The sequence below is a fragment of the Aeromonas aquatilis genome (assembly GCF_054052405.1).
In genome coordinates, this window is sequence record NZ_JBSTYP010000005.1 from 83153 (window position 1) to 109065 (window position 25913).

The 25913-nt window shown below is 60.3% G+C and carries 23 protein-coding genes and 1 tRNA gene; 15 read left to right on the forward strand and 9 right to left on the reverse strand.

The window, feature by feature from the left end; genetic code table 11:
- Positions 1–49: 49 nt before the first annotated feature.
- From ACW5W8_RS03190 to ACW5W8_RS03200, 3 genes are all read right to left on the reverse strand, one after another.
- Complete coding sequence (locus tag ACW5W8_RS03190; RefSeq protein ID WP_498626375.1) at positions 50–1846, reverse strand: M3 family oligoendopeptidase; 1797 nt, start codon at positions 1844–1846, stop codon at positions 50–52.
- A gap of 123 nt (positions 1847–1969) precedes the next feature.
- Positions 1970–2890 (reverse strand): DUF808 domain-containing protein, encoded by a 921-nt coding sequence (locus tag ACW5W8_RS03195; protein ID WP_124929122.1) that lies wholly within the window; start codon positions 2888–2890, stop codon positions 1970–1972.
- A 1-nt stretch (position 2891) separates the two neighbouring features.
- Entirely contained in the window at positions 2892–3032 is a 141-nt protein-coding gene (locus ACW5W8_RS03200; RefSeq protein WP_498626376.1) for a hypothetical protein, read from the reverse strand.
- 251 nt (positions 3033–3283) lie between these two features.
- Between ACW5W8_RS03200 and ACW5W8_RS03205 the strand changes: the two genes are divergently transcribed.
- Positions 3284–3886 (forward strand): DUF924 family protein, encoded by a 603-nt coding sequence (locus tag ACW5W8_RS03205; protein WP_498626377.1) that lies wholly within the window; start codon positions 3284–3286, stop codon positions 3884–3886.
- Positions 3887–3974: 88 nt separating this feature from the next.
- Here ACW5W8_RS03205 and ACW5W8_RS03210 read toward each other — a convergent pair whose 3' ends face one another.
- From ACW5W8_RS03210 to ACW5W8_RS03225, 4 genes are all read right to left on the reverse strand, one after another.
- Positions 3975–5234, reverse strand: a complete 1260-nt coding sequence (locus tag ACW5W8_RS03210) for a dicarboxylate/amino acid:cation symporter (RefSeq protein ID WP_498626378.1) — start codon at positions 5232–5234, stop codon at positions 3975–3977.
- Positions 5235–5438: 204 nt separating this feature from the next.
- Positions 5439–5870, reverse strand: coding sequence for a CC0125/CC1285 family lipoprotein (locus tag ACW5W8_RS03215; protein ID WP_498626400.1), 432 nt, complete (start codon positions 5868–5870; stop codon positions 5439–5441).
- Between the two features lie 216 nt (positions 5871–6086).
- A tRNA-Pro gene (locus tag ACW5W8_RS03220) sits at positions 6087–6163 on the reverse strand.
- Between the two features lie 112 nt (positions 6164–6275).
- Entirely contained in the window at positions 6276–7619 is a 1344-nt protein-coding gene (locus ACW5W8_RS03225) for a dihydroorotase (RefSeq protein ID WP_498626379.1), read from the reverse strand.
- Positions 7620–7699: 80 nt separating this feature from the next.
- On the opposite strand from ACW5W8_RS03225, the gene ACW5W8_RS03230 reads away from it, so the two are divergent.
- A complete protein-coding gene (locus tag ACW5W8_RS03230) occupies positions 7700–8575 on the forward strand; it encodes a 6-pyruvoyl trahydropterin synthase family protein (RefSeq protein ID WP_498626380.1) in 876 nt (291 codons plus the stop codon).
- Positions 8576–8646: 71 nt separating this feature from the next.
- On the opposite strand, the gene ACW5W8_RS03235 is transcribed toward ACW5W8_RS03230, so the two are convergent.
- Positions 8647–10659 (reverse strand): methyl-accepting chemotaxis protein, encoded by a 2013-nt coding sequence (locus ACW5W8_RS03235; protein WP_498626381.1) that lies wholly within the window; start codon positions 10657–10659, stop codon positions 8647–8649.
- Between the two features lie 252 nt (positions 10660–10911).
- Between ACW5W8_RS03235 and hinT the strand changes: the two genes are divergently transcribed.
- The 12 genes from hinT to tyrA all read left to right on the forward strand — a co-directional run bounded on the left by hinT (position 10912) and on the right by tyrA (position 23243).
- Positions 10912–11262, forward strand: coding sequence for a purine nucleoside phosphoramidase (hinT, locus tag ACW5W8_RS03240; RefSeq protein WP_005334033.1), 351 nt, complete (start codon positions 10912–10914; stop codon positions 11260–11262).
- The gene (locus ACW5W8_RS03245; protein WP_498626382.1) at positions 11262–12698 is read left to right on the forward strand and encodes a COG3014 family protein; all 1437 of its coding nucleotides are present in this window, start codon (positions 11262–11264) and stop codon (positions 12696–12698) included. Before hinT ends, ACW5W8_RS03245 begins: the two co-directional genes overlap by 1 nt.
- Before the next feature lie 83 nt (positions 12699–12781).
- The gene (locus tag ACW5W8_RS03250) at positions 12782–13180 is read left to right on the forward strand and encodes a YcfL family putative periplasmic lipoprotein (RefSeq protein WP_498626383.1); all 399 of its coding nucleotides are present in this window, start codon (positions 12782–12784) and stop codon (positions 13178–13180) included.
- Entirely contained in the window at positions 13180–13776 is a 597-nt protein-coding gene (gene lpoB / locus ACW5W8_RS03255) for a penicillin-binding protein activator LpoB (RefSeq protein WP_498626385.1), read from the forward strand. The genes ACW5W8_RS03250 and lpoB overlap by 1 nt, the downstream gene beginning before the upstream one ends.
- A gap of 10 nt (positions 13777–13786) precedes the next feature.
- Positions 13787–14611 carry a phosphotransferase gene (locus ACW5W8_RS03260; protein ID WP_498626387.1) on the forward strand — a complete coding sequence of 275 codons (825 nt, stop codon included), beginning with the start codon at positions 13787–13789 and terminating at the stop codon, positions 14609–14611.
- 3 nt (positions 14612–14614) lie between these two features.
- Complete coding sequence (locus tag ACW5W8_RS03265) at positions 14615–15472, forward strand: DUF6279 family lipoprotein (RefSeq protein WP_498626388.1); 858 nt, start codon at positions 14615–14617, stop codon at positions 15470–15472.
- A 96-nt stretch (positions 15473–15568) separates the two neighbouring features.
- Positions 15569–16003 (forward strand): hypothetical protein, encoded by a 435-nt coding sequence (locus ACW5W8_RS03270; protein WP_498626389.1) that lies wholly within the window; start codon positions 15569–15571, stop codon positions 16001–16003.
- 158 nt (positions 16004–16161) lie between these two features.
- On the forward strand, positions 16162–17964 hold the full coding sequence (gene secD / locus ACW5W8_RS03275) for a protein translocase subunit SecD (protein WP_498626390.1): 1803 nt from the start codon (positions 16162–16164) through the stop codon (positions 17962–17964).
- A gap of 150 nt (positions 17965–18114) precedes the next feature.
- Positions 18115–19032 carry a protein translocase subunit SecF gene (gene secF, locus ACW5W8_RS03280; protein WP_498626391.1) on the forward strand — a complete coding sequence of 306 codons (918 nt, stop codon included), beginning with the start codon at positions 18115–18117 and terminating at the stop codon, positions 19030–19032.
- A 289-nt stretch (positions 19033–19321) separates the two neighbouring features.
- Entirely contained in the window at positions 19322–20626 is a 1305-nt protein-coding gene (glgC, locus tag ACW5W8_RS03285) for a glucose-1-phosphate adenylyltransferase (protein WP_498626392.1), read from the forward strand.
- 345 nt (positions 20627–20971) lie between these two features.
- Positions 20972–22045, forward strand: a complete 1074-nt coding sequence (locus ACW5W8_RS03290) for a 3-deoxy-7-phosphoheptulonate synthase (protein WP_498626393.1) — start codon at positions 20972–20974, stop codon at positions 22043–22045.
- Between the two features lie 70 nt (positions 22046–22115).
- A complete protein-coding gene (gene tyrA, locus ACW5W8_RS03295) occupies positions 22116–23243 on the forward strand; it encodes a bifunctional chorismate mutase/prephenate dehydrogenase (protein ID WP_498626394.1) in 1128 nt (375 codons plus the stop codon).
- Positions 23244–23329: 86 nt separating this feature from the next.
- Here the strand turns inward: tyrA and ACW5W8_RS03300 are convergent, their stop codons facing one another.
- Positions 23330–24511, reverse strand: coding sequence for a DUF1615 domain-containing protein (locus tag ACW5W8_RS03300; RefSeq protein WP_498626395.1), 1182 nt, complete (start codon positions 24509–24511; stop codon positions 23330–23332).
- 236 nt (positions 24512–24747) lie between these two features.
- Between ACW5W8_RS03300 and ACW5W8_RS03305 the strand changes: the two genes are divergently transcribed.
- Positions 24748–25779: a sterol desaturase family protein gene (locus ACW5W8_RS03305; protein WP_498626396.1), complete on the forward strand. Its 1032-nt coding sequence runs from the start codon at positions 24748–24750 to the stop codon at positions 25777–25779.
- Positions 25780–25913 lie beyond the last annotated feature (134 nt).

The following is a 25913-nucleotide window of genomic DNA, read 5'->3' on the forward strand; positions in this document are numbered from 1 at the left end:
GACTGCGAGACTGTCCGGGGGCCTGTTGTTCATATCACCGCTGACCCAATCAGGCAGACAACTGCGCGAAGCGCTCTACCGCCTGCGCTACTTGTGCCAGACTCCCCTGCCAGAAGGCGGCCTCACGGATATCCTGCCCCAGATGCTTGGCTACCAGATCTTCGGCGCTCATCCGGCCGGTATCGTGCAGCAAGGCACGATAGGCTTCGGTAATGCCCTCTTCCCCCGCCGCCTTGCGGCTCATCAATTGCTGATAAACGCCAAGGCTGAACAGATAACCGAACAGATAGGGGTAGTTGTAAAAGCCCAGCCCGGCGATGGAGAAGTGCGCCTTGGCCGCCCAGAACATGGGGTGATAGCGGGTCAGGCTCCCCTCATACCAGCGTCCCCACGCCTCGTCGGTCAACGCCTTGAGCCGCTCTGCCGACACATAACCCTGCGCCCGCTCGGCCACCAAGGCCTGCTCGAAATCGAAGCGGGCCGGGATATTGACCAGGAAGGTGGCTGCGCCATCGGCTTCGGCCCAGGCGATCGCCAACTGCTCTTCCGGGCTTTGCGCCTGCTCGAACAGGGCGCTGCGCACCAGGGTTTCGGCGAAGATGGAGGCGGTCTCCGCCAGCGTCATGGGGTAGCTGCGCTGGCTCATCGGCAGATCGCGAATGACCCAGTTGTGCCAAGCGTGGCCCAGCTCATGGGCCAGGGTAATGACGTTATCCATGGTGCCGGCATAGGTAACAAAGACCCGCGGTTCGACCGGTTCGGCAAACTTGGTGCAGTAGGCGCCGGTGCGGCGATTTGGCGTGGGCGCCGCATCAATCCACCCCTTCTCGGCCATCATGCGGGCAAATGCCCCCATCTCGGGATCGAAACGGCTAAAGGCATCGGCAATCAACTCGATCGCCTCATCAAAAGGAATGTCGCGGCTGCTGGAAGCAGGCGGCGGCGCAAAGAGATCCTCCGGCCCCAGATCGTCAAGTCCGAGCCGTTCAGCCATCAGCCCCAAGGCCCGCTGACCCAACCCACGGGCTCGCCAGGTTTCGCTCATCAGGGCATCGAGGGTAGCGCGCTCGATATGGCTCTGGTGACAGGAGAGATCCAGCGCATCGAGCAACCGGGTGTTACCACGCTGACGGGCCAGCTCCAGCCGCCAGCCGTTAAGGGCATTGAGTATGGCGGCCACCGTCTCCTGCTCCCCTTCCCAACCGGCGCTGATGGCATCAAAGGCTTCTAAACGCAGCGCACGCACCGGACTGGAGAGCAGATTGCTCGCCTCGGCCAGCCCCATCTCGCGGCCATCGATCACCAGCCGGATCTTGCCCACCAGATCGTTGTAGAGGTTGCCCCAGGCATGAAGGCCATCGGTACCAAGACCGATCACCAGTTGCTCCGCCTCCACCGGCAGGCGCTGATCCTGCAAGCGACGCTCATGGCGCAGGCGGTACGCCTCTTCACCGAGCAGGGGATCCGCCATCAGCGCGGCGAATTCCTCTTCCGGCAACGCCAGCATCAGATCTTCCACCGGCGCCAGGGTCTTGAACAGATCGGCATTAAGGGCGCGGGCACGGGACGCCAGCTGTTTGGCCTGCGGATCCCGCGCATCCTGACTGCCGCGACACGCCGCCAGAATAGCGACGTTCCAGCCGATATGGCGAATATCACGGGCGCGCAGCCGCACTTCCCGCAAAAAATCCAGCAGCGCTGCGTCATCGCCGCGCACCCCGTCCAGACCAGCCATATAGCTGGCCAGCTCTTCCAGCGCGTTGCGGGCTGCGCGCATGTCCGCTTCCAGCTCGGGGCTGTCGAGGCCCGGGTAGATATGGTCGTTATTCCACTGTTGTTGATACATAACTTCTCGCAAAGGCCTTTATCGGGAGGCACAACAGACCTGCGGGCAGCAAGTCCGAAACCGAGCGTCCCGCTAGCCAAAAAATGAAGAGAGGAAAAAAGAGAACATGGCCCGCAAGCTCGCTTATCCCTTGGCCGGGGCAAGACGGCTCACCAGCGTCATCACGGCAACCAGCAGCAGACCCGCCACCACACCGGCCACGGCGTTGAGCAGGGTCGGCGTCACCGCCGCCAGTACGGCCCCCACAGTGGGCAGGGTGGCGACAACAGCGGCGGCGCCTTCAATCAGGTGATGGGCAAAAGGCCAGCCATGCACCAGAATGCCACCGCCCACCATAAACATGGCGATGGTGCCGACCAGTGCCAGCAGGTGCATCAGACGAGGAGCCGTCACCAACAGTCCCTGCCCCACCGCGCGGCGCAGGGCGCTGCCATCGGGCTTTTGCAGCAGATGCAGACCGATGTCATCGAGCTTGACGATCAGCCCCACCAACCCGTAGACCCCGATGGTCATCAGCAGGGCGATGCCCGCCACTACCGAGAGCTGCAGCGCGAGGCTCGCCCCCTGTACCGTGCCAAGGGCGATGACGATGATCTCGGCAGAGAGAATAAAATCGGTGCGGATCGCTCCCTTCACCTTCTGCTGCTCAAACGCCACCAGATCATCGGGAATAGGAGCAGTGTGTGCCTCACCCTCACTCGCCTCATGGGGCAGGAACTTGTGGGCCAGCTTCTCGGCCCCCTCAAAGCAGAGGTAAGCGCCTCCCAGCATCAAGAGTGGCGTGATAAGCCAGGGCACCAGGGCACTGATGGCGATGGCGGCGGGCACCAGAATCAGCTTGTTGCGAAATGAGCCCTTGGCCACCGCCCACACCACCGGCAGCTCCCGCTCGGCACGCACTCCGGAAACCTGCTCCGCGTTGAGGGCGAGATCATCCCCCAACACCCCGGCAGTCTTCTTCGCCGCCATCTTGGTCATCAGCGCCACGTCATCGAGCACGCTGGCGATATCATCGAGCAGGGCCAACAAACTGGTTCCGGCCATATCAGAGATTCCTTATATCAGTGAGAAACGTCTTCCCGAAAAATGTCTCGCGCTTGTTCACCACGACCTTGGTCATCAGCGCCACGTCATCGAGCACGCTGGCGATATCGTCGAGCAGGGCCAACAAACTGATTCCAGCCATATCAAAGATCCCTTATATCAGTGAGAACAACCCCGGGAGAGAGGTGCTCGTCCCGATAACCACCGGGGTCAACAGGAGCACTTCATGGCGATCGCAGGCCATCATCGGCCGAGCCAAGAATCCGGCGCTCGCCATCGGGGGGGTACGTCTTACGGGCAAAAGATGGCACAGTGTAACGAGAAGCCGCCGTTTCGGCAGCACCCCTGAGCCATTTGTTCCTGGTTCCCTCTGAATCACCTCAAGGAGTTCCCATGCAACTCTGGCAACCTCTGCTCGCTCTGTGGTTTGGCGACGAAGCCGATGACGTCCTGCGGGCCACACGGCAAGCCCCCCTCTGGTGGGGAAAAAGCAGCGAAACGGATGCCCTGCTGGCCAGCCGCTTTGGCGAGCTGGCACAGGCCGCAGCCGAGGGCAGCCTCGCCCACTGGGCCGATCTCCCCAGCGGTCGGCTGGCGCTGCTCCTGCTGCTCGACCAGCTGCCCCGCAATATCCATCGCGGCACGCCTGCGGCCTTTGCCCAGGATCCGCAGGCACGGGATCTCTGCCTGAAAGGGTTATCCATCGGGGCGGACCAATCCCTCTCACCACTGGAGCGGGTCTTCTTCTATCTGCCGCTGGAACATGCGGAGTCCCGCGAGCAACAGGCCAGAAGTGTGGCGCTGTTCGAGGCACTGGCTGCCGAGCAGGCTGGCAAACCGGCGCAAGCAACCTTCGCGGGCTTTGCCGACCTTGCCCGTCGTCATCAGGTGATCATCGAACGCTTTGGCCGCTTTCCCCACCGCAACGTCACTCTTGGTCGCACCTCGACGCCGGAAGAGGCTGCGTTTTTGCTGCAACCCGGTTCGGGCTTCTAAACCGGCCAGCCATAAAAAAATCCCCGCCATGATCATGACGGGGATTTCTCTTTGCACCGGCCAACCCTCTGGTCAGCTCAAGCCATGGTTATGCCTTGGCGGGAGCGCTCTCGCCCAGATCTTCGGTCTCGCCCAGACTGTCTTCGGTCTTGGCGACCACGCTGGCGGCGATGGCGTTGCCCAGCACGTTGGTGGCAGAGCGGCCCATGTCGAGGAAGTGGTCGATCCCCAGCAACAGCAGGATGCCCGCTTCCGGAATATGGAACTGGTTCAGGGTGGCGGCAATCACCACCAGAGAGGCGCGCGGTACCCCGGCCATCCCCTTGGAGGTGACCATCAGCAGCAGCAGCATGGTGATCTGCTGGGCCATGGAGAGCTCGATGCCATACGCCTGAGCGATGAACATTACCGCGAAGGTGCAGTACATCATGGAGCCGTCGAGGTTGAAGGAGTAACCCATCGGCAGTACGAAGCTGGCGATGCGCTTGTCACAACCGAACTTCTCCAGACGATCCAGGGTCTTGGGATAGGCCGCTTCGGAGCTGGCGGTCGAGAAGGCGAGCAGGATGGGCTCGCGGATCATCGCCAGCAGCTTGATGACACGACCACGCAGGAAGACGCTGCCCATGGCGATCAGCAGCAGCCAGAGACAGGCCAGCGCGATATAGAACTGGGCCATAAAGCTGCCGTAAGTGACCAGAATGCCCAGCCCCTCTTTGGCGACCATGGCGGCGATGGCGCCAAACACCGCGAACGGCGCAAAGTTCATCACATAACCGGTCACTTTCAGCATGATCTCGGCAGCGCTGGCCATCAGCACCACCACCGGCTTGGCCAGATCGCCGAGCGCGGCGGCAGCCAGACCAAAGAACAGGGAGAAGACCACGATCTGCAGGATCTCGTTGGTGGCCATCGCCTCTACCACGCTTTTGGGAATGGCGTGGGTCACAAAATCTTTAAGGGTAATGGCGCCGGCAGCAATGCCCGAGCTGGCGGTGTCATTGGGCAGGGAGAGCGAGAGACCTACACCCGGCTGCATCAGGGTCACCATCACCAGACCCAGGCTCAGGGACATCAGGGAGGCCAGCATAAACCAGCCGAGGGTCTTGGCACCGATACGCCCCACGGTGCGGGTGTCGCCCATCTTGGCGATACCGACCACCAGAGTGGTGAAGACCAGGGGAGCGATGATCATCTTGATCAGGCGCAGGAAGATATCGGTCAGGATCGTGATGTTACTGGCGAAATCCGCAGCCTGATCTGCGGCAAACATCCGATAGCCCTGGCCGGTGAGGATGCCAAACATCATGGAGATGAGGATGGCGACCGTCAGTTTATTCATTTTCATGGGGGAGTCCCGGTTTTGATTGGTGCAAGCCGTAAACAGTGGCGTGGGAGCCACTACAGTCCGTTTTTGTGATCCGAGCCGTTGATTCCTGGCGGCTGGTATGCTGGGAGAATGCCTAAAAGCAGGGGGTAAATCTAGAGGCTTTCTCCAGAATTTTATCCTGCCATTAGGTGTATGTGATATAGATCTTGCAAAACACCAATATTAATCACTGTTTATTTTGATTTCGGCGAGATATTTCGCATCCAGAGTTCGCTCATCGAGTGCCCGTGGCAACAGGCGAAAAGTGAGCAGCGCCGAGATGGTATGCTGCACCTGCATCTGGGCCATAAAGAGATCCGGCTCATCCTCGTCAAAGCCGAAGATCGGCCGTGATGGGGTCACCCTGACGGCATCACGGCTAATGGTCAGCTCATCGACCTTGAGCCAGGAGTAACCCTCTGCCAGTGCCAGCTCCCCTGCCCGCTTGAGCACATATTTGCGGGCGGTCTCCCTGTCCACCAGATCGTTGCCGACAAACTCCAGCTGCCACTTGTCCGGGCCAAGCCGGGTCTGGGAGAAACCGGTCTGGCCATTCCAGAACGACTTTTCACTCTGGTAAGGAGTGGCGCAGCCCACCAGCAGCAGGGTGAGCATCAGCAGACAACAGGGTTTAGATACGGATGCAGACACGAGAGGCCTCGCCAGGCAAATGAGCAACAGAGTCGTTACTACACCATAAAGCGCGGTGGCTGCACAATCTGCTCACGCCAGCAGCGACCAGCGTGCATCACCACAGGCTTCACGCCTGTGCGGCAAATCGCAGGCAAAAGAAAAGGCCTTGTCGTTTGACAAGGCCTTTATCGGGGAATTTGGTCGGTGTGAGAGGATTCGAACCTCCGACCCTCTACACCCCATGCAGATGCGCTACCTGGCTGCGCTACACACCGACGTAGTCAGCTCGGCTGACGGGGGCAGAGTTTATGGAGATGACCCCGCCCTGTCAACAGAGAAACGCCGCCAATTCCTCGGCCACGGTGCGTTCGCCTGCTTTGCGAACAATCAGCGGTTAAAGGTCAGCCGCTTGCCCAGGATCTGGTCAGTCACCTGCCCGTTTTGCCAGGCGATCTGGCCGTTGACCAGGGTCATCTCTATCGTGCTGTGGAAGCGGTAGCCGTTGAAGGGCGACCAGCCACACAGATAGAGGAGGTTGTCATCGTTAACCACATAGGGCTTGCCCAGATCCAGCAGTACCAAATCGGCGAAGTAACCCTCGCGGATATAACCGCGATCTTCTACCTGAAAACGCTCGGCCACCGCGTGGGAGGTCTTCTTGACGATGGTTTCCAGCGAGAATACCCCGTTGTGGTAGAGCTCCAGCAGCGCCTGCAAAGAGTGCTGCACCAGCGGTACGCCGGACGGCGCCTTGAAATAGCTGTTCTGCTTCTCTTCCCAGGTGTGGGGTGCGTGGTCTGTGGCGATGATGTCGAGCACATCGTTGCGCACCGCATCCAGCAGCGCCTGCTGGTCAGCCGCGCTCTTCACCGCCGGGTTGCACTTGATCAGGCTGCCCTGGGTCTCGTAATCGGCCTCATTGAAGAACAGATGGTGCACACATACCTCGGCGCTGATGTTCTTGTCCTTGAGGTCGTTCAGGTCCGGAGTGGCGGTAAAGAGCGACAGCTCTTTCGCCGTGGTCAGGTGTAGCACGTGCAGCTTGGCACCGTACTGCTTGGCCAAAGAGACTGCCAGGCTGGAGGATTTGTAGCAGGCATCGGCGCTGCGGATGCGGCCGTGCTCGCCCATCGGCACATCTTCACCCCATTTGGCGCGGGCTTCGTCCTCCAGCACCTTGATGGTAGGCGTGTCTTCGCAATGGGTGACAATCATCACCGGGCTCTCACGGAAGATGGCGGCCAGAGTCTCCTGATTATCCACCAGCATGTTGCCGGTAGAGGCCCCCATGAAGATCTTGATGCCACAGGACTGTTTCGGATCGAGCTTCTTGATCTCTTCCAGGTTGTCGTTAGTGGCACCGAGGTAGAAGCTGTAGTTGGCGACGGAGGAGTTGGCGGCGATCTGGTATTTGGCTTCGAGGGCGTCGAGGGTGGTGGTCTGGGGATTGACGTTGGGCATTTCCATGAAACTGGTGGTGCCACCGGCGACGGCGGCGCGGGATTCGCTGGCGATGGTCCCTTTGTGGGTCAATCCCGGCTCCCGGAAGTGGACCTGATCATCGATCATTCCGGGGATCAGGTGACGACCTGCGGCATCAATAACCAGCGCATCGGGCGCCTCGATATCCGGGGCAATGCGGGCAATCCGTTCACCCTCGATCAACACATCAGAGGCATAGATACGGCCTTCGTTGACCAGGGTGGCATTCTTGATAAGCAGTTTGTTCATGGGGGGTTCCAGTTCCTTTGCCGATAATCGCGGGTCATAATAGCGCAAAACTGCCCTTTCTCTGTAGCAAGGCCTGACTGATGAAGTTATTTGTAAGAGATTTGACCGTGATCGACTCCAGCTACCTGTGCGAACGCCGCGGCATGGTGGGCGAGAGCTGGCTGGTAGACATTGAAATGAGCGGCGAGCTCAACGAAATGAGCATGCTGCTGGACTTTGGCCGGGTAAAGAAGCTGATCAAGTCGATCATCGATGAAGAGGTGGACCACAAGCTGCTGGTGCCGACCGAGTGCCCGCTGATCCACGTCGAGACTCTGGATGGTGACGGAAGCACAGTGGATCTGCTGCGCCCGGGTCGCTCCATCCATCTGCGCAGCCCATCCCAGGGCTTTGCCTTTATCCCGGCCCCGCAGGTCGACAAGGAGTCGGTCACTCGCTACCTGCTGGCGGTGCTGGCCAAACGGCTGCCAGGCAATATCAAGGATCTGTCGCTCACCCTGCGTCAGGAGGCGATCACCGGTGCCTTCTACCACTACAGCCACGGCCTGAAAAAGCACGACGGCAACTGCCAGCGCATCGCCCACGGCCACCGCTCCCCCATCGAGATCCATGTCGATGGTGAGCGCGACCAGGAGCTTGAGCTCAACTGGGCCGAACGCTGGGGCGATATCTACCTAGGCACCGAGGAGGACAAGGTGGCGCTGACCGAGCTCACCCTGAACCCCCGTGCCAATGCCCAGCTTGGCGAGCATCACACCGGCTTCAAATATGTGGCGCCGCAAGGGCTGTTCCAGCTGGCCATCCCCAGCGCCGAGGTGGAGATGATCGACACTGACACCACGGTTGAGCTGCTGGCCTGCTATATCGCCCGCGAAGTGAAGAAGATGGTGGGCGACAAGTTCGTCAAGATTGTCGCCTATGAAGGGGTCGGCAAGGGTGCGATTGCCTACGCCTGATCCCCTTGTCACTGCCGCAATAAAGAGAAGGCCCCGCAGCTGCGGGGCCTTGTTATTTCAACTCTCGACCATCAGGCGCTGAGGCGGAAACGCTTGACCAGGCTCTCCTGCTGCTCGGCAAGGGAGTCCAGCTGCTGGCTGGTCTCGGCTACCCGCTCGATCCCCTGATAGTTGAGATCCGAGATATCGGAGATGCGGTTGAGGTTGGTGGCGATATCGGCGCTGGTGGCCTGCTGCTGCTCGGCGGCAGAAGCGATCTGGCTCGACATGTCGCTGATCAGCACCACAATCCCCTGCACCTCCTCCATGGCGTTGTTGGCGTGAGAGCTCTGATCCACGCAACTATCCATCTCGCGAGAGCACTCCTGCATCACGGTTACCGCCTTGGCGACTCCCTGCTGCAGGTTTTCGATCATGGTCTGGATCTCGCTGGTGGACTGGGCGGTACGGCCCGCCAGACTGCGTACCTCATCCGCCACCACCGCAAATCCGCGCCCCTGCTCGCCGGCCCGCGCCGCTTCGATGGCGGCGTTGAGGGCCAGCAGGTTGGTCTGCTCGGCTATGCCGCGAATGACGTCGAGGATGTTGCCGATCTGGCTGCTCATGGCACTCACATCACCAATCACCTTGCCGGTCTGTTGCAGCTTGCCCGCCAGTTGATGGGTGGTGGTGATATTGCCTGCCATCACCTTGCGCCCCATCTCGGAGGCCTTCTCCACATCTTGCACCCGCTCCAGGGTCTGATTGGCAGCCTGCGCCACCTCCCGCACCGAGGCCTCCATCTGGGTCATGGCGGCGGCGACCGAGGCGGTCTCCTGCCGCTGTTTCTCCAGATCCGCCCGCACCGATTCGGTGGTATGGCGGTTGCCGTGGGCGGCATCATTAAGCTGGGCAGACGCTTGTGAAAGCTGCGCCAGCACCTCACCCATCTGGGCAATCAGCAGGTTGATCTGGCTGCCCAGCTGACCAAATTCGTTGTTGCTGCGAAAACCGATGCGCTGGGTCATGTCGCCCTGAGTCACTTCAGTCAGCACCCGCAGCAACTCCCTGAGCGGACGGCGAATGGCCTTGCCCAGGGTATAAGCCACCAGCATGGCGATCAGGATGGCGACGACGATACTGGTTCCCTGGGTCAGGGTGCTCTGGCTCTGTGTGGCTTTGGCGTGCTGAATGCTTTGACTCATCAGCTGCTGACTCTGGCCGGTGATCCACTCAAGTCGGTTCTGGATCTCGACGATCAGGGCGCTAGCTTGCTTGCTCTTCTCCCGCATCTGTTCCTGCTGCTTCATCAGCGCCAGATACTGGGAGAGCACGCCTTCGCTGGCGGTGGTGTCGCGCACAAAGCCGTGAACATAGTGGCCCATGTCGTTTTCGAAGTTCTTCAGCTCCCCCTGCAGATCCTTGATGGTGCTGTTGAACCCCTCGATCTGCATCTTGTTGCGCTTGAGCGCCCCTTCGATGGGAGCCGGGATAGTCTGGTTGAGGGCATCCATGGTGGAGAGTTCGATAGCGGAGAGCTTGGTGGTCAGGGTCTCGGAGAGCATCTTGATGAAGCTGTCGTCGACGGTGATCATCATGTCACCCAGATTCTTCTTGAACTGGGGCAGGCTGACCTGAAACTGCCCCTTGGCCAGATTGACCTTATGCAGCCGGGTGAGCAGCGCCTCGTGTTCGCCGGGCAGGGTATCGGTCAGTTGCAGGTAGCTGTCGACCTGCTGGCTGAGGCTGCTCATCTCCCCTTGCAGTTCGGGGTGGTGGGCCACCTGCTGGCGCAAGACGTCAAGGCTCTTGCCCACCGCAGCCTTGGCCTGTTTCAGTTCGGCCACTTCGGCTGGCAGCTGTTTGGGATCCTGCTCGGTGAGCACATCCCCCAGCCACTTGTTGGCGCTGAGCAGGGTGATCTGGGTCTGGCTGCTGGCAATCACCAGCGGCATCGACTGCTGGGTAACCTGTTCCAGCGCCCCGCCGAGGGTCTCCTGACTACGAAATGTGAGCAGTGAACTGGCCACCATCACGGCCACCAGGATCGCGAAGCCAAGGTAGACTCGCTGCAAGATGGAGAGATCCGACATTGTTTGTTTCATTATTGTCCCGCTGTATATGCAAAAGTCCCTTGCCTGAGTACCCCGTCCTTTTGATACCCTGCAGACCACCCTGACCAGGCGCTGCAGATGACGTCCCTCTGGCTATCGGTATTTTTAACAATAACTGAAGGGAATGGGACATCAGCTGTGTCAAATGTCGGCTTGTGTCACACTTGGCGTGCTGCTCGCCCCCCTTTCGGGAGCCGCTTGGGGTTCTAGTTCAATTTTCTGTTTCATATAAGGGAGTTAGCCATGGCGCAAGAAACCATTTTCAGCAAAATCATCCGTAAAGAGATCCCCGCCGACATCCTTTATCAAGACGATCTGGTCACTGCATTCCGGGATATCCAGCCCAAGGCCAAGACCCATATTCTGATCATCCCCAATGTGCTGATCCCCACCGTCAATGACGTGGAAGCCGAACATGAACTGGCCCTTGGCCGGATGTTCACCGTGGCCCGCAAGCTGGCCGCCGAGGCTGGCATCGCCGAAGATGGCTACCGCCTCATCATGAACTGCAACCGCCACGGCGGGCAGGAGGTCTACCACATCCACATGCATCTGGTCGGTGGCCAGCCGCTGGGGCCGCTGCTCAGCCTGTAATGAATCGCCACGCCGCAACCTGCCGCAGCGCCCTGTTGCTCTGCGGGACCCTGCTGTTGCTGGGAGGCTGCGCCTCCCGCTGGCAGGATATGTTCGTCTCCTACTCCGATCAGATGGTGCCCCTGCGCAACCAGCTGCTGCTGGGCCATGCCGCCGAGGCGCTGCCCGAGGTGCGCGACTCCACCCTCGGCGATGACACCTTTGTGCTGGATCGGCTTGAACAGGGGCGCATTGCCTGGCTGGCGGGTCAGGATGCGGGTAGCAAGCAGGCGTTCAGCGCCGCCGATAGCCGCCTTCAGTGGGAAGACAATCAGGCCGAATACCGGCTGAGCCACGGTCTGGATCAGGTGGGCAGCCTGCTCACCAACGATCAGTCGATGGCCTATCGTACTCCCGATTACGAACGCACCATGCTGCACCACTATCTGGCCCTCAACTACCTGCAACGGGGAGATGCCGATGGCGCCCTGGTGGAGGTGCGCCGGGCCAATCAGGTGCAGGAGCAGGCCCTGAAACGGCGAGCCGATGAGGTGCGCAAGGCGAAGGATGAGAGCGAAGAGGCCAAAGCAGAAGGCGAGATGCGCCAGCTGATGTCGCGCGGCGCACCGGATCTCGACCGGTTGATCGGCAAGGTCAAGAACGGTTTTCAGAACGCCTATACCTTCTATTTTTCCGCCGTGCTCTATGAGGCGGCCGGGGATCTCAACGATGCCTGGGTCGATTACCAACGCGGCTACCAGATAGCGCCGGACAACCGCAGCCTGCAAGATGCCTTGCTGCGTCTGGCGGTGCTGCGTGGCGCGCCGGACGAGATCCGCGCGACCGAGAAAAAGGTGGGTCGCAAAGCGCCACCACTCACTAAAAATCAGGGCCAACTGGTGGTGCTGTTTGAAGATGGTTTGATCCCGGCACGGCGCGAACTCTTCCTGCCGCTCCCCATCTCCACCTCCCGCGGCGATTTTCGCACCTTTACCGTCGCCATCCCCTATTACGATAATCGGGCCAGCGACACCGGCCCGCTGACGGTGGAAGTCGGCAAGCGGGTCGAGCAGACCAGCGAGCTGGTCAGGCTGGAAGCTCTGGCCGCCAAAGATCTGCAAGAGCGGCTGCCCGGTATGCTGACCCGCCAGGCGCTGCGACTGGTGGCCAAGGAGCAGATGCGCCGCACCGCCGCCAAAGAGGGGGGCGATGTGGGCAATATTCTGGTGGGGATCTTCAATACCCTCTCGGAGCGGGCCGATACCCGCAGCTGGCTGACACTGCCGGCGCAGGCATCGAGCTGGCAGGGAATGGTGCCGGCAGGTGACATCAACCTCACCCTGGGCGCAGGGGCGGCGCAGCGTCAGTTGCCGCTCACCATCCACAAGGGACGCACTACCCTGGTGTGGGTACAGCGCCTCGGCGCCGGCCTGACCACCCGGGTGATGCCGCTATGAGCAAGCGGCAAAGAGAGATGAGCAAGACAATTAACCGGGCAGGCACACTCGCGGCCCCACTCACCACGATTAAGGAGAGCAAGATGAAAGCATACGGGTTGGCCCTCGGGCTCGCGCTGCTGCTGACCGGCTGCGCCACCAACACCTCCGGCGTGGCGCTCTATGGCCCGGCGGGCGGTGCTCCCACGCTGGAGCAGCATCAAAACGTCAACGTCACCCTGACCGAGCTGAGCCGCCGCCAGCAAAATGGCCTGCTGCAGGTCAATGTGGCAGCCGCCAGCACCCAGCGCGGCGATAACAAGCTGCAATATATCTTCTATTGGTATGATGAGGCCGGTCAGGAGGTCGCCAGCGATGGCTGCGGCTGGATCCCCATCAAGCTGCATGGCTATCAAACCCGCACCCTCTCGGCCCTGGCGCCCAGCCCGGCGGCGCAGGGTTACCGGATTTACGTACGCGAAGTGATTGAGGAATCCTACTGATGAAAATGAATCATGCCCTGCTGATATTGACCTCTGCATTGCTCTTGGGCGGCTGCTCCAGCACCACCGTCAGCTATGGCGATCCGACTGAAACCGAAACCGTCACCGTCGATTACGGCTCAAGCGATCTGCAGGCCATCGCCGATAAGATGGCGGACTCCATGCTGGCCTCCCCCGCCACCAACGAGATCACCGCCAGCGGTCGTCCAGTGATGTTTATGGACTCCATCCGCAACAAGACATCCGAGCACATCGATACCGAAGCCATCACCGATACCATCCGCACCAAGTTGCTGCGGGCCGGCAAATTCCGCTTCGTCGACATGAGCAAGGTGGCCGCCGTCAAGCAGCAGCTCGAATACCAGCAGAGCAGCGGCATGGTAGACCCGGCCTCCATGGTACGGCTTGGCAAGCAGACCGGTGCCCGCTACATGGTCTATGGCAACCTCGCCAGCATCGTCAAAGACAATGGCAAGGTGAAGGATGTCTACTACCAGATGACCATGAACCTGATGGATCTGCAAAACGGCGAACTGCTGTGGGCCGATCAGAAAGAGATCCGCAAACAGGCGAAGAAATCCACCTTTGGCTGGTAACAGGCTCCTGGTGGCAGGCAACCGTGACACGCTACTGGCCAGCCTGCCCGCCCCCTGGCGGAACGGGCTGCTGGAACCGCTCGGGTTAGGTCTGACCAACAGCAACTATCGACTGCGCCTCCCCTCGGGGCGCAGTTACTTTTTGCGCCATGGCCACCCCAATCCGGTGCGCCTTGGCATCGACCGCCCCACCGAGTGGCAGCTTTATCAGGGGGCGATGGCCGAAGGGCTGGCGCTGCCCTGCCACTATGGTGATCCCGCCAGCGGTCTGATGCTGCTCGAATGGTGCGATGAGCCAAACTGGGTGCACACGGCGCCACCTGCAGCCGATCAGCCCCGTCTGCTGGCTGAGGTGCTGCGCAAGCTCCATCGCCTACCGCTGCCTGCGGTGGTGATGGAGGTGCGGGCTCACGCGGCGGGCTATCGCGCCCGACTGGCCCGCATTCCCTCCTGGCTGCCCGCCCTGGAGCGGGGCTTGCTCGCCAGCAGTGAGCCAAATGATTGCTGGTGCCCTTGCCACCATGATCTCAATCCGGCTAACTTGTTGGGAAGCAAACCCTGGGTCATCGACTGGGAGTATGGCGCGGCAGGTCACCCCGGCTTTGAGCTCGCCAGCATCCAGCGCACCCATGAGTGGCCCGCCGAGCGGCGCGACGCGCTGGAAGCGCACTATCTGCAGGCCCTGCCGCGCCACCAGTGGCCCGATTTTCAGAGCGAGGCATTTTTACCCTGGGTCGACTATATCGGCCTGCTCTGGGCCCTGCTGATGGCAGAGCAACAGCCCACACTCGACTATGACACCCTGATCGCCATCAACCGGCAACGACTGGAGTAACAGATGATAAACAAGGTGCGCTGGCACAAGCCGAAAACCTGGGGTCTGCTGCTGATCGGCCTGCTGCTGACCGGCTGCTCCACCCGGGTGATCTACTACTGGCTCGATACCGCCATCATCTGGCAACTGGATGACTACTTTGCCCTCTCCTATTCACAGAAGGATCTGCTCAGCCGCGAAGTGAAGGGGCTGATGGCCTGGCACCGCCAGCACGAGCTACCCCGCTACGCCCGGGATCTCGATACCCTAGCCAGAGCGGTGGCCAGCCCCATGACGCCGGAACAGATCTCGACCAACCTCGATGCGGTGCAACAGAGCCTGACCCGCACGCTGGAGAACGCCATTCCCCGCACCGTCAGGCTGGCGAGCACTCTGACCGACGAGCAGGTGGCCCGCTTTATGACCGATCGGGTCAAGCGGCAACAGGAGCGGCAAAAGGACTTTGCCACTGAGCCCAAAGAGCAGATGCTGGCGGAGTTTCGCGACAAGATGAACAAGCGACTCGAGTTCTGGATTGGCGAGGTGAAACCAGCACAGGCGCCACTGGTGGCCCAGTGGGCCGAATGGCAATACGAGCTGATGCCCCCTTGGCTCGAGTTCCAAACCTCCTGGACCAAAGAGCTGGACAGGCTGATGAAGCAGCGCCAGAGCCCCGGTTTCACCCGCGAGCTGACCGGGCTGCTGGCACAGGGGGATGGCATGATGGATGGCCGCTTCACCGGTTATACCGAGCAGTCGCGCCAGCGCACCGTCAACTGGCTGAGCGCCATGAGCCAGTCGCTGGATATCTCCCAGCGGGCCCATCTCTACTCCCTGCTCAAGGGCTATGCCCGCGACTTCGAACAGATGACCGGCAGCTGACGAGCAGCACCGAATGGTGCCATGCGTTCGGGCCTACCTTGTTCAAACCGGGCGTTTGTGGTAGTTTGCTCTTCCTATTTATCGGGAATTCACTTTTTGCGCCTTATCGACAAAGTAAAACTGGTGCTGGTAACTCTGGTTATCGCCCTTACCCTGCTTTGTTCCATCGCCCGAATGGAAGGCCCGCTGCTACCCGCATATCCCCAGAGTGAACAGCAGCAGACTCAGGTGTTCAATCAGGTTAGCGACAGCGATGATGGCATCATCAAGTTTGTCGCCAGCTATCAGAATCACCTGTTGCGCCTCGAACAATCCCTGCGCAGTGACAACCTGCCCAAGAGTGTGGTCTACGAGCTGATCCAGAGCTGGTCGGCCCAGGCCATCCTGCTGTTGCTGCTCGGCTGGCTGATGCTGACCCCCCTCATCTATCACAGACAGGGCTTTCGCGACCATTTCGCGACGATCCACCGGCGTCATCTACAGCGCCAACATCTGCAATACCGCTTCAGCCAAAGCTATCTGAGCGCCTGACCCCGGAGGGGCTGGCACATCCACTGTTTGCTCATCTCCTCTTCCTGACGGATCCGGCGGCTGCCTGATCCGCATCTGATGCATCCCATTTTTTGCGCCTTGCCGAGCCTTGCTGCTATCGGCCTGCGCACCATTCTCCTGACAGAGGCTTATTTGCCATGAGAAAGAGCAATCGCACCATTCTCAACCGCATGAGCAAGTGGCAGTACGCACTGCTGCTGTTGATGCTGTTGACCTTTACTTTTTACTCCCTGCCCACCTTTTTCGGTGAGCAGCCCTCCCTCGGCCTGCACGGACAGCAGCGCCTGACTTCCCCGCAACAGATGTTGCTGAGCGACAAGCACCTGACACCGGTCAAGGTTATCGAACAAGCCGAGCGGGTCGAGCTGGTGTTTGCCAACCAGGGTGAGCAACAGCGCGCCAAGCAGTTGCTGGAGCAGCAAGGGGTCGACAGTGCCGCCCTGACCCTGGAGTTTTACTCCAACGCACCGAGCTGGATCACTCGCCTCGGCGCCGACCCCATCAAGCTGGGGCTCGACCTGCGTGGCGGCTCCCAACTGCTGATCGGGGTGGACGTGGACTTTGTCATCGACAACCAGACCAAGAATCTGGTGGATACCCTGCGCACCCGCTTCCGTGAAGCCAACCTGCGCGGCGCCAGCGTCGTGCGCACGGCACAGGGCGCCGTAGCCGTCACCCTGCCGGAGGTCGCCGAACAGGAGAGCTGGCTCGCCATCATCAAGGAGAGTGCCGGCACCCGTCAGGATCAGTGGAAGCTGACCCGCTCCGGCAATGACCTGAAACTGGTGCTGAGCGACGCGGAGCGTACCCTGCTGGTCAACAACGCCGTGACCCAGAACCTGTCGATCCTGAAAAAACGGATCAACGAGCTCGGCATCGTCGAGGCCTCGGTGGTGCGTCAGGGCCAGGATGGTATCCGTATCGAACTGCCCGGGGTGCACAACCCCAAGCAGGCTAAAGAGGTGATCGGGGCCACCGCTTCGCTGGCCTTCTACGAGGCCAAAGCCGACAGCCACTTCTATATCGCCGATCGCAACGGTCAGGCCGTCGGCATGGCGCGCAAGCCGGTGCTGACCGGCGAGCACATCGTCGATGCCCGCGCCAACATGGGCGAAATGGGTCAACCCCAGGTCAATATCGTGCTCGACACCCTGGGTGGCAGCAAGATGAACCAGTTTAGCCGCCAGCATGTGGGCAAGCCGATGGCGACCGTCTTCACCGAGTACAAGACCAATGCTCAGGGCAAACTGCGCGCCCAGAGCGAGGTTATCAACGTCGCCACCATCCAGACCGCCCTTGGCAACCAGTTCCGCATCACCGGCATTGGCAGTCTGCCGGAAGCGCAAGAGCTGGCCATGCTGCTGCGCGCCGGCGCCCTCACCGCCCCCCTCAAGATCCTGGAAGAGCGCTCCATTGGCCCGACGCTGGGGATGCAGAATATCGAGGCGGGCTTCACCGCGCTGGCCTTCGGTATGGCGGGCATGATGCTGTTCATGATGGCCTGGTACCGCAAGTTCGGCTGGGTTGCCATCACGGCGCTGGTCGCCAACCTGTTGATGCAGGTCGGCATGTTGGCAGTGCTGCCGGGCGCCGTGCTGACCCTGCCGGGGATCGCCGGTCTGGTGCTGACAGTGGGCATGGCAGTGGATACCCATGTGCTGATCTTCGAGCGGATCAAGGACCGTCTGCGAGAAGGTGGCTCACTGGCCAACGCCATCGACTTTGGCTATCGCTCGGCCTTCCATACCATCTTCGATGCCAATATCACCACCCTCATCTGCGCCGTGGTGCTCTATTCCATCGGCTCCGGGCCGCTGCAGGGCTTCTCCATCACCCTCATTCTGGGTCTGCTCTCCAGCATGATCACCGGGATCTGGGGGACGCGCGCCATCATCAACCCCCTGTGGGGACGCAGCAGCGAGCGCACGTTGAAGGTGTAACGGGACCGTTGTCCCTCTGATGATCGGCTTTGGCTGCGCCATCGGCCATGGATATGGCCGGGGCGGCCAAAGCAGAACACTATTTCCCGGCGTGTCGCGACACGTCGTGATGGGCCAACAGCCAAATGCTGGCTGGCCAAGGAGAACATTATGTTGAGAATGATCGTTGCCATGGGGCTGACCCGTTGGCGTTATATTGGCCTGTGGGCTTCCATCCTGCTGACCGTGGCCAGCGTCGCCATCTTGCTGGTGAACGGCCTGACATTGGGGCTCGATTTTACCGGCGGGATCCTGCTGGAGTTTCATATCCAGACCCTGAAAGAGGCCCATGAGCTCAATGCCATGCTGGTCTCCCCGCTGGCGGGAGCCGTTGAGCTGAGCTCGGCCGGTATTCCCGGCGAGTGGCTGATCAAGCTGCCCCCCCACGAACTGCCCTGGCCCGCGGAGGATCTCGCCACCATGCTGACCCAACAGCTGGGGATGCCGGTCGAGTTGCTACGCACCACCATCGTTGGCCCTCAGGTGGGTGCCGAGCTGTTCCAGCAGGGGATGCTGGCGGTGCTGGTCGCTTCGCTGGCGATGTCGGCCTACCTGGCGTTTCGTTTCGAGTGGCGTCAGGCCATCGGCATCCTGCTCTCGGTGGTCCATGACGCCATCGTGGCGCTGGGGCTGCTGTCACTGTTTCAGATCGAATTCGATCTGAACATCATCGCCGGTTTGATGGCGGTGATCGGCTACTCCCTCAACGACAGCATCGTTATTTCGGACAGGTTGCGGGACCTGCTGAGCTCGCGTACCCAGATGGGGATCCACGAGTGCTCCGATGTGGCCATCAAGGCGACCTTCAGTCGCACCATGATCACCTCGGGCACCACCCTGTTTACCGTGGGTGCGCTGCTGCTGTTTGGCGGTGACGCCCTCTACGGCTTCTCCTTCACCCTGTTTGCCGGGATCCTGGTGGGCACCGTCTCCTCCATCACCGTTGCCTCGACCGTGCAGGAGCTGCTTGGGCTCACCCCGCAGGCATACCAGAAGAAGAGCGAAGAGCCACTGGCCAACGCAGCTTGAACCTTGTTAATCAGGCCCGGCTTACCGGGCCTCAACGAACCGGGCCCCTGCCAACCATTGGCAGGGGCTTTTTCCATCTATCCTCTCGGTCTCTCGCCGCCCCTTTTGGTACTCGGCTCACTTCAATTGACAACTGACCATATTGAAAGCAATGACGGATCAACCCGTCATTTTTAATAACAAAAAGGTCATTTTATTACGTCAAAAACCATAAAATGTGACTGAAAGCACTTTCTTGAGGGCTCAAAGGAGGCAACATTGTAGTGATTTATCTACAAAGGGATATGAGATGTTGTTACAACCTGCCAATACAGCAAAATCCAGACAGTTGCTGAACGAGACCATGGCTTTGGTACTCGCAGGAGGGCGGGGTAGTCGCCTCAAACAGTTAACCGACAACCGTGCAAAACCTGCCGTTCATTTCGGCGGCAAGTTCCGCATCATCGATTTCGTGCTCTCCAACTGCATCAACTCCGGCATTCGTCGGGTCGGTGTCGTCACCCAGTACAAATCCCACAGCCTGTTGCGCCATCTCCAATCGGGCTGGTCTTTCCTGCGCTACCAGATGAACGAGTTTATCGATCTGCTCCCTGCCCAGCAGCGGGTGGATGAGGTGAACTGGTATCGGGGTACCGCCGATGCGGTCTACCAGAATCTGGATATCATCCGCGATCACGCCCCCAAATATGTGGTGGTGCTGGCAGGCGATCACATCTACAAGATGGATTACGCCGCCATGCTGCTCGACCACGTCAATATGGGCGCCAAGGTGACCGTTGCCTGCATCGAGGTACCACGCAGTGAAGCAAGCGCCTTCGGGGTAATGGCTGTGGATGATGATCGCAAGATCAATGCCTTCGTCGAAAAGCCCGCCAACCCGCCCGCCATGCCGGGCAAGGCCGACACCGCGCTGGCCTCCATGGGCGTCTATATCTTCGATGCGGAGTATCTCTATCAGCTGCTGGAAGAGGACATTGCCAACGAGCAGTCCCATCACGATTTCGGCATGGACGTGATCCCCCGCGTGGTGAAAGAGGGCACCGCATTCGCTCACCCGTTCGGCATGTCCTGCGTGGGCTGTGCCCCTGACAGAGAGCCCTATTGGCGCGATGTGGGCACCGTAGACTCCTTCTGGGAAGCCAACATGGATCTCGCCTCGGTCACCCCGGAGCTGGATATCTACGATCAGGAGTGGCCAATCTGGACCAGCCAGAACATGACGCCCTCCGCCAAGTTCGTACAGGACAGAAACGGCCAGCACGGCATGACCATCAACTCGATGTTCTCCGGCGGCACCATCGTCAGCGGCTCCTTCATCCTGAGCTCGGTGCTCTTCACCAATGTACGGGTCGATTCGTTCTGTACTCTGGATCAGGCAGTGATCTTCCCGGGTGTGGAGATCGGCGCTGGCTGCCGACTGCGTCGGGTGGTGATCGACAAGGGGTGCAAGCTGCCGGAAGGGATGGTGATCGGTGAGAACGCCGATGAAGATGCCCGCCGCTTCCATCGCTCCGAGCAGGGGATCGTGCTGGTCACCAAGCCCATGCTGGATGCACTGGCAAAAACGGTGCGTAAGCAGGCTGTGCCGGCATAACTCTTCACCCAGCACTGTTATCGCGACAAACAACGGGAGCCCTTGCAGGCTCCCGTTTTTTACGGCCACTTGCCCCCGCCATTCGACCTCCTCTTGCTAGTCCGTAAAAATATTATTACAGAAATAGTTTTTCATGGACAAACATGGCAGTTAATCCAAACCTTTAGCGATGAGCAGTACTTCCATATTGCCAAAAGGCTATTAAAATCCATATTCACACTTGAAAGTTGGCATTTACTTGGTATTGTGGTGGCCATTCGTAACGAAAGCGGTACTTTCGTAAATAAATAATTACACCCAATGATATCAGAACCAGCGTGCTGACTCTGGCGAGGCAAACAAGCTATGCAACGAGATCCCCTGAACAACATCCATATCCAGTCCGAACAAGTGATGATCACCCCTGCCCAGCTCAAGGAGAAGTTACCCATCTCCGACAAGGCGCTGGCATTCGTACAAGGGGCCCGCACTACCATCGCCGACATCATTCACCGCCGAGATCACCGGCTGCTGGTGATCTGTGGTCCCTGCTCGATCCACGACATGGACGCCGCCAAAGAGTACGCAACCAGACTCAAAGCGCTGCATGACGTCTATCAGGACTCTCTCTACATCGTCATGCGGGTCTACTTTGAGAAGCCACGCACCACGGTCGGCTGGAAAGGCTTTATCAACGATCCGAACCTGGATGGCACCTTCGATGTGGAGCTGGGGCTGCACCGCGCCCGAGAGCTGCTCTGCTGGCTGGCGGAGCTGGAGCTGCCGCTGGCGACCGAAGCGCTCGATCCCATCAGCCCGCAATACCTGGCGGAGCTCTTCTCCTGGTCGGCTATCGGTGCCCGGACCACCGAATCCCAGACCCACAGGGAGATGGCCTCCGGCCTCTCCATGCCGGTCGGCTTCAAAAACGGCACCGACGGCAACCTCGGCACCGCCATCAATGCTCTGCAGGCGGCCTCCTCCCCTCACGCCTTTATGGGGATCAACCAGCAGGGCCAAGTTGCGCTGCTGCAGACTCAGGGCAACCCGGATGGCCACGTGATCCTGCGCGGCGGCAAACATCCCAACTACGACTCGGTCAACGTGTCACTGGCGGAAGAGGCGCTGGAAAAAGCGGGCCTTCTGCCGAGCCTTGTGGTGGATTGCAGCCACGGCAACTCCAGCAAGGATCACCGTTTGCAGCCCAAGGTAGCCGACAACGTCATCCACCAGATCCAGGAGGGCAACCGCTCCATCATCGGGGTGATGCTCGAATCCAACCTGTTCGAGGGAAACCAGTCCAGCGAGCAGCCCAAGTGCGAGATGCACTACGGGGTCTCCATCACCGATGCCTGCATCGACTGGGAGACCACGGATGCACTGCTGGCCCGTTGCCACAGCCAGCTGGCGGCGCCACTCAAGAGCAGAACTGGTGGTTAAGCCGTGATATCTTGATGCAACATATTGAATCACAAGGTGCCGCTGCAGGCGGCACCCACAGGGACTGAAGATGGCAGAAGAGTTGAATGCCCTCAGGGACAAAATTGATGCGGTAGACCGGCAGCTGATCGATCTGCTGGCCGCCCGTCTGGCCCTGGTGGGAGAAGTGGGTGAGGTAAAGAGCCGCCACGGCCTGCCCATCTATGCACCGGATCGGGAGGCGAGCATGCTAGCCCGCCGCCGCGCCGAGGCCGAGCAGCTGGGAGTGCCCGGCGATCTCATCGAAGACGTGCTGCGCCGGGTGATGCGCGAATCTTATGCCAGCGAGAAAGATACTGGCTTCAAGTGCATAAAGCCGGATCTTGGCAAGGTGGTCATCATCGGCGGTCAGGGCCAGCTGGGCCGGCTGTTCGGCCATATGTTCGGCCTTTCAGGATATCGGGTCGAGACGCTGGAGCAAGCCGATTGGCCGCGCGCTGACGAGATCCTCGCCGGAGCCGGTCTGGTGATGGTGGCGGTGCCCATCGATATCACCTGCCAGATCATCGATCGCCTTGGCAACCTGCCCGCCCACTGCCTGCTGGTGGATGTCACCAGCGTGAAAGCGGCACCGCTCGAGCATATGCTGGCGGTGCACCAAGGGCCGGTACTGGGGCTACACCCCATGTTCGGGCCAGATGTGGCGAGTCTCGCCAAGCAGGTGATCGTCTGCTGCCAGGGTCGTGACCCCACCGCCAGCCAGTGGCTGCTTGAGCAGATGACCATCTGGGGCGCCCGCTTGCAACAGGTGGAAGCCAAGGCCCACGATGAGGCGATGACCCTCATTCAGGCACTGCGTCACTTCGCCACCTTTGCCTATGGCTGGCACCTCTCCCGGGAGCAGGCCAATCTGGATCGCCTGCTGAGTTTGAGCTCTCCCATCTACCGGCTGGAGCTCGCCATGGTGGGGCGACTGTTTGCCCAGGATCCCCACCTCTATGCCGACATCATTTTGTCGTCACCGCAGAATCTGGCGATGATCCGCCGCTACTACCAAAACTTCGGCGAAGCGCTGGGGCTGCTGGAGCGGGGGGACAGGGACGGTTTCATCGAGGCCTTCTCGCAAGTCTCCGATTTCTTCGGCGAACACGCCGACCAGTTCCTGCGTGAAAGCCGTATGCTGCTCGCCCAGGCCAACGATCGCCGCCAACACGGCTAATCCCGCCATTTCATCAATAGAAGCCTGCCTGCGGGTTGCCATCTTCTGAGGCAACCCGTTTTATTACCCTCTGGAAGTGCGTACAGCTATCGGATAGTCGCCATCTTTCTGACGCACGCCTGCTCTCTGTCGTCCACCCGCTTGGCAAACCAGGCGGTGGTGAGGTTTCGGGTGATTTTCGGACTCTTTAGCTGAATACCGGGCAGGATGGCACGGGGCAACCGCTTGCCCGCTTTCTGGTCTGCCAGCGTAAACACGCGATGATAGAGGTCACTCTGGCCAAATTCGGCGGTATCGCCAAGTTTGAGGCTCTGGTGGATCGCCTGCTGACTCATATTGATCCGGCTGGCGATGGTATAGACCGCGAGTTCCGTCTTGCCCGGCAGTTCGGAGTCGTAGCGGATCAGATCGCCATCCAGAGCCAGCGTGGTGCCGCTCAAACGGCTGACAGCGGCCTGAAAGGCGGCATTACGACTGGCATACCACCCCGCATTGAAGTCAGCGAAGCGGTAGAGTGTGTCAGGGTACTGCGCCTCGTAGCCGAAAATGTGTTTGGTGCCAAACCAGACGCCGCCACGGCGGGTAAAGACCTCGTGGCGAATGGAATCCTTGACGGGATAGGGGTAGCCACGGGCATTGGCCTCGGCAAAGGCGATGCTCACCTGCATCGGGCCGCCGGTATGCACCGGGTTCATGTTGCCAAACAGGGTCTTGCCCATCGGCAGCATGCTGATCATGTCCTCGAAGATTTCGCTCATCTCCCGCTCGGTGCGAAGCGCATCGATGCGCTCGGCATAGCTCTTGCCGGTCGGCGAGTTGATGGAGAGCGCGGCCCGCACCATAAACTCGGGGATCAGCAGCTTGGCCGCCCGCGAGTTGATCTCCTTCCAGGCGATCTTGCCAAGGCCCGGCACCACCGGATCGGCCTGATAGGTCGCCTCCTGCTCCACCACCGCCAGCACGGTGCAGACGTTGTGATCGTTGACTGTCACCCCCTGGGTGGTGAGCGCCGTCACCACATCGTTGGCCCACCCCTGTTTGTCGACCACATGACGGGGCAGAAACCTCACGATGCGGCTCTTCATGTCCGCCGGCTTGCGCGGCTGCATGGCTGGCGGGGTCGCCTTTTTGGCAGGCACAGTCGCGCCCGTTGTGTCGCCAGGCACCGGGGCAGAAGCGGGGTCGCTGGCACAGCCTGCCAGCAATAGGGGGATGGAGAGCGCGAGCGCGCGTGCGAAAGGGGCAACAGAACAGAAAGCAGGCGTCATCAGACTATCCGATACAGGGGCTGGAGGCAGACCGGCCAAGGGGCAGGTACTCAGGTATGTGCCCGATTGTAGAGGATTGCTCCCAGAGGCTAAAGCCCCATTCTCTGCCACCTTGGCCCAGCCAGAGCATGGCGCAACCAAGCCACCACATGGAGAACACCTTCGCTTGCACCCGCTTTTATTGCGACTGATTTACATTTAAAATCTGGCCGCTTGGATGTTCACGGATAGATCCCATGGATACACTGACCTCTCTCTCCATACTGTTACAACAGTGGCTGCTCACCCCGATCTGGCACTGTCTGCTCGGCTTGTTTGACCTCAACGGACGGCTCGGGGGCCCCTTCTTGCTGATCTCGGGAACGGTCGCCTACCTCCTCTATCGCGCCCGCCGGCATCAGGGTGATCCGGCGACAGAGGGCGGTTTTGCCCGCTTTCTCGGCGGTCGCGCCATCTGGCTACATCCCTCTGCGCTGCTGGATTATCAATATTATCTGGTGCGCGCCCTGCTGCATGTGGCCCTGCTGGTGCCCATCCTGACCCTGCTCAACCCCTGGCTGCTGCAAGCGGAAGATGTCTCCCTCGCGCTCGCCCGCTTGTGGGGCGAGCGCCCCCGGCTGGCGGAGCTGAGCTGGCTGATGATGCTCTACGGCCTCGGGGTATTTCTGGTCAGCGATTTCGTCCACTACTGGCTGCACCGCGCTTTTCACAGTCGCTGGCTGTGGGAGTTCCACAAGGTGCATCACAGCGCCACCGTGATGGTGCCACCGACCGCCAGTCGCATTCATCTGGTAGAGAAGTTATGCGAAATGGTGGCCAAAGGGAGCGCGCTTGCCCTCTACTCCGGTGCTTTCTACTGGCTGTGTGGCGGCACGGTGCGCCCCTACACCCTGTTTGGCATCGGCTACCTGGTGCTGATCTTCAACTCGCTGGCAGCCAACCTGCGCCATACCCATATCTGGCTCTCGTTCGGCCCGCGACTGGAGCATCTCTTTAACAGCCCGGCCCAGCACCAGATCCACCACAGCCGGGATCCCCGCCACTTCAATCACAACTTCGGCACCAATCTGTCGATCTGGGACTGGTGGTTTGGCACCCTCTATGTCACCACTCGCCAGCCCGAGCCCCTCTCCTTTGGAGTTGGGCCAAAAGACAATGCCCATTACAGCCACCTGAGTGCGCTGATACTGCGCCCCTTTCTGGTGACAGCACGCAAACTATGGCGTGCCCTGCCCCGCCCGGGCAGCCGCAAAGCCGTGCCGGACTGACACACCACCGGCGCCATACGCCATTGCACACCGCGTCCCCATGAAAAAGGCTATGTCCCAATTACGTGTTGAAAGGCTAAGCTTGAAGTAGGCCATCACCTTGAGGTCTACCATCATGGATACCCCAGCCTTTC

Bases quoted from the DNA above. Each gene is read 5' to 3' on its own strand.
- ACW5W8_RS03265 (WP_498626388.1), top strand. From the start codon at position 14,615: ATGATAAACAAGGTGCGCTGGCACAAGCCGAAAACCTGGGGTCTGCTG.
- ACW5W8_RS03190 (WP_498626375.1), bottom strand. From the start codon at position 1,846: ATGTATCAACAACAGTGGAATAACGACCATATCTACCCGGGCCTCGAC.
- ACW5W8_RS03235 (WP_498626381.1), bottom strand. From the start codon at position 10,659: ATGAAACAAACAATGTCGGATCTCTCCATCTTGCAGCGAGTCTACCTT.
- ACW5W8_RS03205 (WP_498626377.1), top strand. From the start codon at position 3,284: ATGCAACTCTGGCAACCTCTGCTCGCTCTGTGGTTTGGCGACGAAGCC.
- ACW5W8_RS03305 (WP_498626396.1), top strand. From the start codon at position 24,748: ATGGATACACTGACCTCTCTCTCCATACTGTTACAACAGTGGCTGCTC.
- tyrA (WP_498626394.1), top strand. From the start codon at position 22,116: ATGGCAGAAGAGTTGAATGCCCTCAGGGACAAAATTGATGCGGTAGAC.
- ACW5W8_RS03245 (WP_498626382.1), top strand. From the start codon at position 11,262: ATGAATCGCCACGCCGCAACCTGCCGCAGCGCCCTGTTGCTCTGCGGG.
- ACW5W8_RS03195 (WP_124929122.1), bottom strand. From the start codon at position 2,890: ATGGCCGGAACCAGTTTGTTGGCCCTGCTCGATGATATCGCCAGCGTG.
- secF (WP_498626391.1), top strand. From the start codon at position 18,115: ATGTTGAGAATGATCGTTGCCATGGGGCTGACCCGTTGGCGTTATATT.
- ACW5W8_RS03300 (WP_498626395.1), bottom strand. From the start codon at position 24,511: ATGACGCCTGCTTTCTGTTCTGTTGCCCCTTTCGCACGCGCGCTCGCG.
- lpoB (WP_498626385.1), top strand. From the start codon at position 13,180: ATGAAAATGAATCATGCCCTGCTGATATTGACCTCTGCATTGCTCTTG.
- ACW5W8_RS03210 (WP_498626378.1), bottom strand. From the start codon at position 5,234: ATGAAAATGAATAAACTGACGGTCGCCATCCTCATCTCCATGATGTTT.
- glgC (WP_498626392.1), top strand. From the start codon at position 19,322: ATGTTGTTACAACCTGCCAATACAGCAAAATCCAGACAGTTGCTGAAC.
- ACW5W8_RS03230 (WP_498626380.1), top strand. From the start codon at position 7,700: ATGAAGTTATTTGTAAGAGATTTGACCGTGATCGACTCCAGCTACCTG.
- ACW5W8_RS03290 (WP_498626393.1), top strand. From the start codon at position 20,972: ATGCAACGAGATCCCCTGAACAACATCCATATCCAGTCCGAACAAGTG.
- ACW5W8_RS03250 (WP_498626383.1), top strand. From the start codon at position 12,782: ATGAAAGCATACGGGTTGGCCCTCGGGCTCGCGCTGCTGCTGACCGGC.
- ACW5W8_RS03200 (WP_498626376.1), bottom strand. From the start codon at position 3,032: ATGGCTGGAATCAGTTTGTTGGCCCTGCTCGACGATATCGCCAGCGTG.
- hinT (WP_005334033.1), top strand. From the start codon at position 10,912: ATGGCGCAAGAAACCATTTTCAGCAAAATCATCCGTAAAGAGATCCCC.
- secD (WP_498626390.1), top strand. From the start codon at position 16,162: ATGAGAAAGAGCAATCGCACCATTCTCAACCGCATGAGCAAGTGGCAG.
- ACW5W8_RS03225 (WP_498626379.1), bottom strand. From the start codon at position 7,619: ATGAACAAACTGCTTATCAAGAATGCCACCCTGGTCAACGAAGGCCGT.
- ACW5W8_RS03215 (WP_498626400.1), bottom strand. From the start codon at position 5,870: ATGCTCACCCTGCTGCTGGTGGGCTGCGCCACTCCTTACCAGAGTGAA.